Genomic DNA, 11963 nt, shown 5'->3' on the forward strand with positions numbered 1-11963 from the left:
CCCGCCCGGCCAGGTCGGCCGGCATCCGGGCTCGCTACCGGTGGGTAGCGCCACGGGCATAACACGGGTGCGTCAGGCGTTGCCACATGTCAGGATTGCGGGCACGCGCCGAAAATTCCCGGCGATGCACATAACGGACAGGAGACGCGGTTTGCGCGAGCAGGAGACCTTCCATCCCTTCGAGGACGACGAGCTCGACACCACCACCGGTGACTACGAGCTGTCGGAGCGGCAGGCGCTGCGGCGGGTCCCCGGCCTCTCCACCGAGCTGACAGACGTCACCGAGGTCGAATACCGCCAACTCCGGCTGGAGCGGGTGGTCCTGGTGGGGGTCTGGACCGAGGGCGCCCAGTCCGACGCGGAAAACAGCCTGACCGAGCTCGCGGCGCTGGCCGAGACGGCCGGCTCGCAGGTGCTCGAGGGCCTGATCCAGCGCCGTAACCGGCCGGACCCGGCGACCTACATCGGTCGCGGCAAGGTCGACGACCTGGGCGCGGTGGTGCTCTCCACCGGCGCCGACACGGTGATCTGCGACGGTGAACTCTCCCCGTCGCAACTGCGCAACCTCGAACAGCGCACCAAGGTCAAGGTGGTCGACCGCACCGCGCTGATCCTGGACATCTTCGCCCAGCACGCCAAGAGCAAGGAGGGCAAGGCGCAGGTCGAGCTGGCCCAGCTCGAATACCTGCTGCCGCGCCTGCGCGGTTGGGGCGAGGCGCTCTCCCGGCAGACCGGTGGTAGCGGTCGGGGCGGCGGCGCCGGCGGCGGCGTGGGCCTGCGCGGCCCCGGTGAGACCAAGCTCGAGACCGACAGACGGCGCATCCGGCACCGCATCGCGCGGCTGCGCCGCGAGATCAAGGGCATGACCACGGTACGACAGACGAAGCGCGCCCGGCGCTCCCGCAACGCGGTGCCCGCGGTGGCCATCGCCGGCTACACCAACGCCGGCAAGTCCAGCCTGCTCAACCGCCTCACCGGGGCGGGCGTGCTGGTGGAGAACGCGCTGTTCGCCACGCTGGACCCGACCACCCGCCGGGCCACCACCTCGGACGGCCGGCTCTACACGCTCTCCGACACGGTCGGTTTCGTCCGGCACCTGCCGCACCAGATCGTCGAGGCGTTCCGCTCGACGCTCGAAGAGGTCGGCGACGCCGACCTGGTGGTGCACGTGGTCGACGGCACCCACCCGGACCCGGAGGAGCAGGTGCGCGCGGTCCGCGAGGTGCTCGCCGAGGTGAGCGCCGACCGGCTGCCGGAGCTGCTCGTGGTCAACAAGACCGACGCCACCGACGAGGAGACGATGCTGCGGCTCAAGCGGCTCTGGCCGGAGGCGGTGTTCGTCTCCGCGCACCGCGGGCGCGGGATCGACGAGCTGCGCGCGGCGATCGAGCGGCTGCTGCCGCGGCCCGCCGTCGAGGTCCGCGCGGTGCTCCCGTACGACCGGGGCGACCTGGTCGCCCGGGTGCACCGACAGGGTGAGGTGCTCAGCACCGCACACCTGCCCGAGGGCACGCTGCTGCACGTGCGGGTGGGCCAGGCGCTCGCCGCCGAGCTGGCCCCCTACCGGGCGGGGGATCGACTCACCAGCGACGAACGGGTGGGCGCCGGGCGGTGAGCCGTCCGGCGTCACCCGGCGGAAACCGGGGTCGTGCGACACTGAGCGCCATGCGGCACGTTGTCTCCTCGGTCACGCTCGCGCTCGGCCTGGTCGGCGCGGTCGTGGCGCCGGCCGGGCCGGCACTGGCGGCGCAGGGCGCGGCCCCGGTCCTGGCTGCGGCTCCCAAGAAGAAGTGCACGGTCTCCGACGACCGCCTTCGCGAGCTGTCCGGCCTGGTCGCCACCAGCGACGGCTACGTCGTCATCAACGACGGCTCCGACGATCCCAGCCGCAAGCGGGTCTTCTACCTGACCACCAAGTGCAAGGTCGACAAGGAGGTCCGATACTCCGGTGACGGCCCCCTCGACACCGAGGACCTGGCGCTCGGGCCGGACCGCAAGACGCTCTGGATCGCCGACACCGGCGACAACATCGAGAAGAAGACCCGGCGGGAGCGCGTCGCGGTCTGGACGATGCCGCTGAGCGGGTCGAAGGAGCCGGTCCTGCACCGACTCAGCTATCCGGGCAAGGAGCCGCACGACGCCGAGGCGCTGCTCGTCGGTGACGACGGCATGCCGCTGGTGATCACCAAGGACCTCTCCGGCACGTCGGAGATCTTCACGCCGACGGTGAAGCTGAAGGCCGGCGGCGATCTCGAGCCGGTCCCGATGAAGAAGGTCGGCGAGTTCACGCTGCCCAAGACCAACACCGAGAACAAGCTCGGCGCGCCCGGCCGGGCGCTCGTCACCGGCGCCGGTCGCGCACCGGACGGCGGCAAGGTCGTGATCCGCACGTACGCGGACGCGTTCGAGTTCGACGTGGCCGGCGGCGACATCGTCAAGGCGCTGACCGGCGGCAAGCCCCGGGTCACCCCGCTTGCCGATCCGTTCGGCGAGGCCATCTCCTACACGCCCGACGGCAAGTCGTTCGTCACCGTCTCCGACGGCGGCTCGCTCGACGACGCGGACCCGATCGACGTCCTCGCCTACACGCCGGCGACCACCGGGGTGGAGGCGCTGCCCAACGGCGGCAACGTCGACACCAAGCCGGCCGCGCAGAAGTCCTGGCTGGAAGGGCTCTCGCTGGACGAGATCACCTACCTGATCGCCGCGGTCGGGGTGCTCGGCGCGCTCCTGGTCGGCGCCGGTGTGTTCGGCATCCTGCGGGCCCGGCGCAGGCCGGTGCCCGTCGAGCCCGAGCGCAGTGGTGAGTTCCCGGTGGGTGGCGGCTTCCCGCCCGGCAACCGGCCCGACGCGCCGGCGCGCGGTGGCGTCTACGGCGGCGCCGCGAACGGCAACCGGCCGGCGGCCGGCGGGGTCTACGGCGGTGGTCGGCCCCCGGGCGGCGCGGTCTACGGCGGCGCGCCGCACGGCGGGGCGCAGGGCGGTGGCCGTCCGCCGGGCGGCGGTGGCGTCCAGGGCGGGCGTCCCCAGGGCGGTGGCCGTCCCCACGGCGGTGGCGCCCCCCAGGGAGGCCGTCCCCCGGGCGGCGGCGCGCCGGGCGCCGGTGTCTACGGCGGTGGCGGCGGGGATCGGGCCGGCCAGGGCGGTGTCTACGGCGGTGGAGGCGGCGGTCAGGGCGGTGCCCGTCCGGGCGGCCGTGGCGGCGGCCCGGGAAGCGCCGGCTACCACGGGCAGCCCGGCGGCGGGGGCCGGCGGGGCGACGGCGGCCGGGCCGAGCCGCCGCGCCGGGACCCGGGTCCGCGCGGCGCCCGCCGCGACGACGGCCACGGCGGGTACGGGCCGGTCTCCGGTGGCCGGGAGCACCGGGGCGACCGCTACTGAGACGACGCGCAGAAGGGGTGACCGCCTGCGGTCACCCCTTCTGCCGTCGGTGGGTCAGATCCGGCGCAGCACCGCGACCACGCGGCCCATGATGGTGGCGTCGTCGCCGGGAATCGGGTCGAAAGCCGGGTTCTGCGGCATCAGCCAGACGTGCCCGTCGCGCCGCCGATAGGTCTTCACCGTCGCCTCACCGTCGAGCATGGCCGCCACGATGTCGCCGACCTCGGCGTTGGGCTGCTGCCGCACGACCACCCAGTCGCCGTCGCAGATCGCCGCGTCGAGCATCGAGTCGCCCTTGACCTGGAGCATGAAGACCTCACCCTCGCCGACCAACTCGCGGGGGAGGGGGAAGATGTCCTCCACGGCCTGCTCGGCGAGGATCGGCCCACCGGCGGCGATCCGGCCCAGCATCGGCACGTAGGCCGGGGCGGGACGCTGCGCCCGGGCGGCCTCGTCGTCGACGTCGCTGGGGGCCCGGACGTCGACCGCGCGCGGCCGGTTCGGGTCGCGGCGCAGGAAGCCCTTCTTCTCCAGCTCCTTGAGCTGGTAGGCGACGCTGGACGGGGAGACCAGGCCGACGGCCTCGCCGATCTCGCGCACGCTCGGCGGGTAGCCGTGACGCTCGACCCAGGTGCGGATGAACTCCAGGATCCGACGCTGCCGGGCGGTGAGGTCGACCGTCGCCGGGTCGGGGAAGCTGCTGACCACCGGGGTGACCGGGCGCACCGCGGGCTGGACGGCACGGCTGCGGGCGGTGCGGGGGCGACGGGACGCCGGCGGGCCCGCCCCGTCGATCGGCTGCGGGTTCTTCTGCCGGCTGGCCCGGTCCTCGGTCACGTCCGTCCCTCCCTGGTCGGCGCTGGGTGCCTCGTCGGCTCGTGGTGCAGATGGTCCGACCGTATCGGTAAGATCGGCCTTTTTCAAACATCTGTACGACCTGACGTTGGCGTGTCGCGCCGGAAATCGGGTGCGGCGGAGGTCAGAGCGGAGCCGGCGCGAACAGTTCCTCCAGCCAACCCGGGACGGCGGCGGCGTACTCGGCGCGGGCCGGGTCGACCGGCGGCAGGGCCCGTCGCCAGGACAGCGAGCGGCTGACCGTGGTCACGGTCGTCGCCAGGGCCGCCGCCTCCCGCAGGGCGGCCCGGTCGTGCCGGTCGGTCCACGCCTCCAGGTACGCGTCCCGCAGGCGGAGCAACGCCGGGTCGCCCGCGGGCAGTTCGAAGGCGTGCGCGACCGAGCGCAGCGTCACCAGCAGGGTGCCGAACGGGTGGGCGAGGGAGGCGTCCCCCCAGTCGAAGAAGCGCGGGCCGTCGACGGTGACGAAGACGTTGCCGTCGTGCAGGTCGTCGTGCTGCACGGTCGGCTCGACCCCGAGGTCGGCGAGCCGCCGGCAGTCCCGCGCGTAGCGGTCGGCGTGGGCGCGCAGCCGGGCGTGACACTCCGGCGTGAGCCCGCCGTCCCGGCCGAGCAGCAGCGCGTCGGTGTCACCGAGCAGGTCGGTGAAGAGCCCGGGCAGCACCTGTGGCCGGTGGTCGGGCAGGCCGAGGGCGAGCAGCTCACCGGCGTGCGCGGCGCTCACCCGCTGAAGGTCGGCGTACAGGGGGAGGATGCGCTCCCAGCGCCCCGGATCGGGCTCGCCGGCCAGCACGTCGCGGAGGGTGGGGCCGCCCTCCGGCAGCAGGGACCAACCCCGGCCGGCGTCCACCGCCAGCGGCTCCGGCACGCGACCGGGCGCCAGTCGGGACAGCGCGGCCAGCACGCCTGCTTCGTACCGGGTGCCGTCGCTGTTGGCCTTGAACCAGGCGTCGCCGTCGTCGGTGGGCACGCGCCACACCAGCGACCACGGGCGTACGCGCTCCTGCACCGGCCCGGTGACCCGCCGGCCGTGCCGGCCGAGCTGCTCCGCCACCCAGCGCGAGGCGGACTCCCGCCACCCCGGCGCGTCCCACGCGCTGCCGATCACGTCTGCGTTCACGCCGGCAACTTAGCCGGTGGACGCCGGCCCGGCGAGGTGATTTCCAATCGAACGGGTGTTCCACCCCGGCGTGCCGTGACCGGGGGTGGCCGGGCGGCGTTGGGACCGTCGGCGGGTGACGCGCCGGACACGCCGGCCAACTTGACCTCGCTTGGGGGACGGCATACGGTCAACCCCTAGATGTAGTAGTGACACGGGCGTAAGTTGCCTACAGGTTGGGTTCGACTACCGAACGCACTCCCATCTCGCGCACCCGGCGACGGTCATCGAAGGATGACTCCGCCGCGTTGCCGCGTGCCCGGGAGCCGGTAGGCGCGCCCGTGAGCGATCGAGGAGGTCGGGCGATGCGGTGTCCGTACTGCCGGCACGCCGACTCCCGGGTGGTCGACTCGCGGGAGGCCGACGACGGCCAGCTCATCCGACGGCGGCGATCCTGCCCGGAGTGCGGCAAGCGGTTCACCACCGTCGAGGAGGCGGTGCTCGCGGTGGTCAAGCGCAGCGGGGTGACCGAGCCGTTCAGCCGCACGAAGATCATCGGCGGGGTGCGCAAGGCGTGTCAGGGCCGACCGGTCGACGACGACTCGATCGCGCTGCTGGCACAGAAGGTCGAGGAGACCGTACGCGCCAAGGGGGCGGCCGAGATCCCCAGCCACGACGTGGGGCTGGCCATCCTCGGTCCGTTGCGTGATCTCGACGAGGTGGCCTACCTGCGGTTCGCCAGCGTCTACCGGTCCTTCGACTCGCTCGCCGACTTCGAGCACGAGATCGAGACGCTGCGGGCCGCCGCGCGCGCCCGGGAGGGCGCCGGCGCGCCGGCGGCCGACGCCGCCGGCGCGATCAGCTGACATTTCTGATTTCCGACAGTGTGACCAGGCACGGTGGGTGACCGTGCCGACGAGGGGGCGAGGGCGTGACGACAAGCAAGTCACGGAACAAGGCCGGGGCGGGGCTGAAGATCGAGCGCGTCTGGACGACCGCGGGGGTGCATCCCTACGACGAGGTCGCCTGGGAGCGCCGCGACGTCGTGATGACGAACTGGCGGGACGGCTCGATCAACTTCGAGCAGCGCGGGGTGGAGTTCCCCGAGTCCTGGTCGGTCAACGCGGCCAACATCGTGACCACCAAATACTTCCGGGGCGCGGTGGGGACCCCGGAACGGGAGTGGTCGCTCAAGCAGCTCATCGACCGGGTGGTCGACACCTACCGCACCGCCGGTGAGGAGTACGGCTACTTCGCCTCCCCGGCCGACGCCGAGGTGTTCGCGCACGAGCTGACCTGGATGCTGCTGCACCAGGTGTTCAGCTTCAACTCGCCGGTCTGGTTCAACGTCGGCACGCCGTCTCCGCAGCAGGTCAGCGCCTGCCTCCCGTACGACTCGCTGGTCAGCACGCCGGCCGGGCTGGTCCCGATCGGGAAGCTTGTCGAGGACGGGGCCGTCGGCACCAAGGTGTACGACGCCAACGGTCTGACCAGCATCGTGGCCGTCAAGGCCAACGGGGTGCGCGAGGTTCTCCGACTGCACACCAAGGCGGGTTACACCCTCGATGTCACTCCGGACCACGTGGTGTGGAAGAGCACCGGCGCCGGCACCGGGGCCTGGGTGGAGGCCGGCACGCTGGAGCCGGGCGACCAGCTCGAGTGGCACCGCACGTACGCCTACGGCGAGAGCGAGATCGACCTACGGGAGATCCGTGAGGCCGCGCTGGCCGGCTGGCTGCAGTCGGACGGGTTCGTCGGCCAGTACGACAAGGGCACGAACCGGTCGCTGACCATCGAGGCGATGACCGTCAACGACGACGAGCTGGACTGGGTCACCGGCACCCTCGACGAGGTCTTCGCCGACGTCCACCGGCACGAGCGCACCGTGCAGACACAGAGCGACCAACTGGACTGCCGGCGTACCCGGCTCTACGGCGAGCACCTGCGCCCGTTCGTGGACAAGTGGGATCTGCTCACCCGTGGCGTCGACATGAGCGTGCCGGAGCGGCTGTTCACCGCGCCGCTGCCGGTCGTCGCCGGTTATCTGCGCAGCATCTTCCAGGCCGAGGGTTACGTGTCGGCCCGGGAGAACTCGACGCTCGTCGCGGTGGACATGGTCTCGGAGAAGCTGATCCGTGGCGTACAGAGCCTGCTGTTGCGGTTTGGGATCTTCTCCCGTGTCTCGCGCAAGCGGGACCCGCGTCCGGACCGCAACGACTGCTGGACGGTCCGGATCCAGAACGACGGCGACCGGGACCTGTTCGCCACGCACATCGGGTTCGTCGGCGCGGAGAAGATGGCCAAGCTCGAACGGAGCTTCGCGAAGGCGGGCCGGTCGGCCAACGGCGTCAAGCGGTTGGAGATCGACCACATCGAGCCGATCGGCGCGATGGAGGTCTACGACATCCAGACGGAGAGCGGCGAGTTCCTGGCCGGCAACCTTCGGGTGCACAACTGTTTCATCCTGGCCGTCGACGACTCGATGGACTCCATCCTCGACTGGTACAAGGAGGAGGGGCGGATCTTCCAGGGCGGCTCCGGCGCCGGGGTGAACCTCTCCCGGATCCGGTCCTCGAAGGAGCTGCTCTCCTCCGGCGGCACCGCCTCCGGGCCGGTCAGCTTCATGCGCGGCGCGGACGCCTCCGCCGGCACCATCAAGTCCGGTGGCGCCACCCGGCGCGCGGCCAAGATGGTCATCCTCGACGTCGACCACCCGGACATCGAAGAGTTCGTGGCGACCAAGGCGCGCGAGGAGGACAAGATCCGCGCGCTGCGCGACGCCGGGTTCGACATGGACCTGGGCGGCGCCGACATCGTCAGCGTGCAGTACCAGAACGCCAACAACTCGGTCCGCGTCTCCGACGAGTTCATGACCGCGGTGGAGAACGGCGGCGGCTTCGACCTGCGCGGCCGGCTCGACGGGCAGACCATCGAGACGATCGACGCCAAGAACCTGTTCCGCACCATCTCCCAGGCCGCCTGGGAGTGCGCCGACCCGGGCCTCCAGTACGACGACACCATCAACGACTGGCACACCTGCCCGGAGACCGGGCGGATCACCGCGTCGAACCCGTGCTCGGAATACCTGCACCTGGACAACTCCTCGTGCAACCTGGCCTCGCTGAACCTGATGAAGTTCCTCCGCGCCGACGGCGGCTTCGAGGTGGAGAAGTTCGTCCGGTCGGTCGAGTTCGTCATCACCGCGATGGACATCTCGATCTGCTTCGCCGACTTCCCGACCGAGAAGATCGGTGACACCACCCGCGCCTACCGACAGCTCGGCATCGGGTACGCCAACCTGGGCGCCCTGCTGATGGCCTCCGGCCTGCCGTACGACTCGGAGCAGGGCCGGGAGGTGTCGGCGGCGATCACCTCGCTGATGACCGGCACCGCCTACCGCCGCTCCGCCGAGCTGGCCGGCATCGTCGGCCCGTACGACGGCTATGCCCGCAACGCCGAGCCGCACAAGCGGGTCATGCGCAAGCACGCCGCCGCCAACGACAGCATCAAGCCGATCGGCACCGTGGGCACCGCCGTGCAGCGCGAGGCGACCAAGCAGTGGACGCTCGGCAACAAGCTGGGCGACAAGAGCGGTTGGCGCAACTCGCAGGCGAGCGTGCTCGCCCCGACCGGCACCATCGGCCTGATGATGGACTGCGACACCACGGGCGTCGAGCCGGACCTGGCGCTGGTGAAGTTCAAGAAGCTGGTCGGCGGCGGCTCGATGCAGATCGTCAACCAGACCGTGCCGCGCGCACTGCGCAGCCTCGGCTACCCCGAGGAGCAGGTCGAAGCGATCGTCGAGCACATCGCCGACCACGGGCACGTGGTGGACGCCCCCGGCCTGAAGCCGGAGCACTACCCGGTCTTCGACTGCGCCATGGGCGAGCGGTCCATCGCGCCGATGGGACACGTGCGGATGATGGCGGCGGTCCAGCCGTTCATCTCCGGCGCCATCTCCAAGACGGTGAACATGCCGGAGCAGGCGACCGTCGAGGACGTCGAGAAGATCTACTTCGAGGGCTGGAAGCTCGGCCTGAAGGCGCTGGCGATCTACCGGGACAACTGCAAGGTGGGCCAGCCGCTGTCGGTGGCGAAGCCGAACAAGGCAGTCGTCGAGGCGGCCGTCGAGGCCGCGGTCGAGGCCGCCGTCGCCGAGAAGGTCGTGGAGAAGGTCGTCGAGTACCGCCCGGTGCGCAAGCGGCTGCCGAAGAAGCGCCCGTCGCAGACGGTCTCCTTCTCGGTCGGCGGCGCCGAGGGCTACCTCACCGCCTCGTCCTACCCGGACGACGGCCTCGGCGAGGTCTTCCTGAAGATGTCGAAGCAGGGCTCGACCCTGGCCGGCGTGATGGACGCCTTCTCGGTGGCCATCTCCATCGGTCTCCAGTACGGCGTCCCGCTGGAGACGTACGTCAGCAAGTTCACCAACATGCGCTTCGAGCCGGCCGGCATGACCGACGACCCGGACGTGCGGATGGCCGCCTCGGTGATGGACTACATCTTCCGTCGCCTGGCGCTTGACTTCCTGCCGTACGAGCGCCGCGCGGAACTGGGCATCTTCACCGCCAAGGAGCGGGCCGCCCAGCTCCGGGCCGAGGCGGAGGCGGAGGCGAGCGGTGCGGACCTCACCGCGATGGCCGCCTCCGCCCCGGTCGAGACGCCCGAGCCGACGACCGGCCCGGTGGCCCAGCCGGCGCAGGAGATGGCCGACGTCGCCGCCGTGAAGCCCGCGCCGACGGTGGGCTCCAGCACCGAGCTGCTGGAGGCGGTGATCGGCAAGGCCGCCGACGCGCCGCTCTGCTTCACCTGCGGCACCAAGATGCGACCGGCCGGTAGCTGCTACGTCTGCGAGGGCTGCGGCTCCACCAGCGGCTGTAGCTGACACACCGCACGTCCCGTGGGCGCGGCAGGGCTTCCCTGCCGCGCCCGCGCGTGTGCACCGTCACAGACCCGGGTGCGCGGGGAACTGACATGCTCGGGTGATGAGCACGGCTGACATCTATCAGGCGTTCGCCGACCGTGAGGCGCGCGACGTCTCCCCGGCGTACGACAGGTTGTCGCGGGTGGTGGCGTGCGACCCGGAGCTGCTCGCGTTGCTCGACACGCTGCCGGCGGCCAAACGCCAGCCGAATCTGCTCTTCGGGGTGGTCCGGCTGGGTGGCGGGCCGGTGGACGACCCGGCGGCGTTCCGCGCGCACGTGGTGGCGCACTGGCCGGACGTCGCGGCGCAGATGCGGGTCCGGGCGACGCAGACGAACGAGGCCGGGCGCTGTGCGGCGTTGTTGCCGGTGCTCGCCGCGTTGCCGCAGCCGCTGGCGTTGCTGGAGGTGGGCGCCTCCGCCGGCCTGTGTCTCTACCCCGACCGGTACGCCTACCGCTACGGCGACCGGCGGGTCGGCGACGGCGAGCCGGTGCTCGACTGCGTGCTCGCCGGGACCGCTCCGCCGGACCGGCGGCCGGAGGTGGTGTGGCGGGCCGGGTTGGACATGAACCCGCTCGACGTCACCGACCCGGCCGACCTGGCCTGGCTGGACGCGTTGATCTGGCCCGAGCACACGCACCGCCGCGACCGGCTGCGCGCCGCGGCGGCGGTCGCGGCGGCCGACCCGCCGCTGCTGGTCCGGGGCGACCTGGTCGACGACCTGCCGGCGCTCGCGGCGCGGGCACCGGCAGGCGCGACGCTCGTGGTGTTCCACAGCTCGGTGCTCTACCAGGTGCCGTCCGCGCGTCGGGCGGCGTTCGCCGAGCTGGTGCGCACGCTGCCCGGGCACTGGCTCGCCAACGAGGACCCGGCCGTGCTGTCGCACGCCGGGCTGCCCACGCCGCCGGGCGGCGGGTTCCACAACGTGCTCGCGCTGGACGGACGTCCGCTGGCCTGGACCCGGGGCCACGGGCAGGCGGTCACCTGGTTCGGCTGACGGTCCACTCCGGCGTTCGGCTGACGGTCTACTCCGGCAGCGAGTCGACCGCCGAGGCGAGCACCCCGCGCAGGTCGGCCTCCGCGCCGGCCGGCAGCGTCTCGGGCTTGACCACCTGGTACGCCACGCGCACCTCGTAGTGGTCGCCCCGCCAGGCCCAGCCGTCGAACCGGGTCTCCCCGCCGTCCCAGGGTTTCACCGCCACGCAGGAGTTGTCGCCGGGCCCGGCGCCGCTCTGGTCGGCGCCGATGCGGGCGCAGCGGTCCCGCCGCCACGTCTCGTCGTACATGCCCCCGGCGTCGACGGCCACGGTGACGGCCAGGTCGCCGCGCATCGCGGTGCCGCTGGTCAGGTCGACCGCGCACTCGCGGGAGCCGCTGCGATCGCCGAGGTTCGACGACGCGGTCGGCTGCGCGCCGGGCGCGAGGCGGGCCAGCAGGTCGGTCGGGAGCAGCGCGCAGGGGTCGCGGAGCTCATCCGGCTGCGCTGTCTCGTCGGTGGCACAGCCGGCGGTGGCCAGGAGCGCACCGGTGACCACGAGCATTGCGGCCGATCTCGTCATCTGTCCTCCTTGGACGGTCGCGGGGGACCGTAGCAACGCTTCGCCACCCCCGGATGTCATGGGGGGACGTGTCCCGACCCGTAGACGTGCGCACTCTTCGTGCCGGCGGGGCCACCCCGCGTGGCTGTCCCGGATAAGGTGGACGGTC

7 protein-coding genes and 3 pseudogenes are annotated in these 11963 nt (G+C 72.2%); 7 read left to right on the top strand and 3 right to left on the bottom strand.

What is annotated here, in order from left to right; genetic code table 11:
- Positions 1–124: 124 nt before the first annotated feature.
- Both hflX and O7619_RS11745 read left to right on the top strand, forming a co-directional pair.
- Positions 125–1615: a GTPase HflX gene (gene hflX, locus O7619_RS11740; RefSeq protein ID WP_282287598.1), complete on the top strand. Its 1491-nt coding sequence runs from the start codon at positions 125–127 to the stop codon at positions 1613–1615.
- A gap of 50 nt (positions 1616–1665) precedes the next feature.
- A complete protein-coding gene (locus tag O7619_RS11745) occupies positions 1666–3381 on the top strand; it encodes a hypothetical protein (protein WP_282287599.1) in 1716 nt (571 codons plus the stop codon).
- 54 nt (positions 3382–3435) lie between these two features.
- On the opposite strand, the gene lexA is transcribed toward O7619_RS11745, so the two are convergent.
- Together lexA and O7619_RS11755 are read right to left on the bottom strand one after the other, a co-directional pair.
- Positions 3436–4218 (bottom strand): transcriptional repressor LexA, encoded by a 783-nt coding sequence (lexA, locus tag O7619_RS11750; RefSeq protein WP_282287600.1) that lies wholly within the window; start codon positions 4216–4218, stop codon positions 3436–3438.
- A 142-nt stretch (positions 4219–4360) separates the two neighbouring features.
- On the bottom strand, positions 4361–5356 hold the full coding sequence (locus O7619_RS11755) for an aminoglycoside phosphotransferase family protein (protein ID WP_282287603.1): 996 nt from the start codon (positions 5354–5356) through the stop codon (positions 4361–4363).
- A gap of 344 nt (positions 5357–5700) precedes the next feature.
- Here O7619_RS11755 and nrdR point away from each other — a divergent pair, with 344 nt between their 5' ends.
- From nrdR to O7619_RS11770, 5 genes and pseudogenes are all read left to right on the top strand, one after another.
- The gene (nrdR, locus tag O7619_RS11760; protein ID WP_282287605.1) at positions 5701–6201 is read left to right on the top strand and encodes a transcriptional regulator NrdR; all 501 of its coding nucleotides are present in this window, start codon (positions 5701–5703) and stop codon (positions 6199–6201) included.
- Between the two features lie 65 nt (positions 6202–6266).
- A pseudogene (locus O7619_RS30145) lies at positions 6267–6719 on the top strand (vitamin B12-dependent ribonucleotide reductase); the annotation flags it as partial.
- A 45-nt stretch (positions 6720–6764) separates the two neighbouring features.
- Positions 6765–7601: pseudogene (locus O7619_RS30150) on the top strand (LAGLIDADG family homing endonuclease); the annotation flags it as partial.
- A 189-nt stretch (positions 7602–7790) separates the two neighbouring features.
- Positions 7791–10217, top strand: a pseudogene (locus O7619_RS30155) (vitamin B12-dependent ribonucleotide reductase); the annotation flags it as partial.
- A 100-nt stretch (positions 10218–10317) separates the two neighbouring features.
- Positions 10318–11253, top strand: coding sequence for a DUF2332 domain-containing protein (locus tag O7619_RS11770; protein WP_282287609.1), 936 nt, complete (start codon positions 10318–10320; stop codon positions 11251–11253).
- A gap of 28 nt (positions 11254–11281) precedes the next feature.
- Here O7619_RS11770 and O7619_RS11775 read toward each other — a convergent pair whose 3' ends face one another.
- Complete coding sequence (locus O7619_RS11775) at positions 11282–11815, bottom strand: hypothetical protein (RefSeq protein ID WP_282287610.1); 534 nt, start codon at positions 11813–11815, stop codon at positions 11282–11284.
- Positions 11816–11963: the final 148 nt, after the last annotated feature.

It is taken from the genome of Micromonospora sp. WMMD998, assembly GCF_029581235.1.
Classification (GTDB): Bacteria; Actinomycetota; Actinomycetes; order Mycobacteriales; family Micromonosporaceae; genus Micromonospora.

What these genes read in the sequence shown, in the direction of transcription:
- hflX (WP_282287598.1), top strand. Translation starts at nt 125, where the DNA reads ATGCACATAACGGACAGGAGACGCGGTTTGCGCGAGCAGGAGACCTTC.
- O7619_RS11745 (WP_282287599.1), top strand. Translation starts at nt 1,666, where the DNA reads ATGCGGCACGTTGTCTCCTCGGTCACGCTCGCGCTCGGCCTGGTCGGC.
- nrdR (WP_282287605.1), top strand. Translation starts at nt 5,701, where the DNA reads ATGCGGTGTCCGTACTGCCGGCACGCCGACTCCCGGGTGGTCGACTCG.
- O7619_RS11770 (WP_282287609.1), top strand. Translation starts at nt 10,318, where the DNA reads ATGAGCACGGCTGACATCTATCAGGCGTTCGCCGACCGTGAGGCGCGC.
- O7619_RS11775 (WP_282287610.1), bottom strand. Translation starts at nt 11,815, where the DNA reads ATGACGAGATCGGCCGCAATGCTCGTGGTCACCGGTGCGCTCCTGGCC.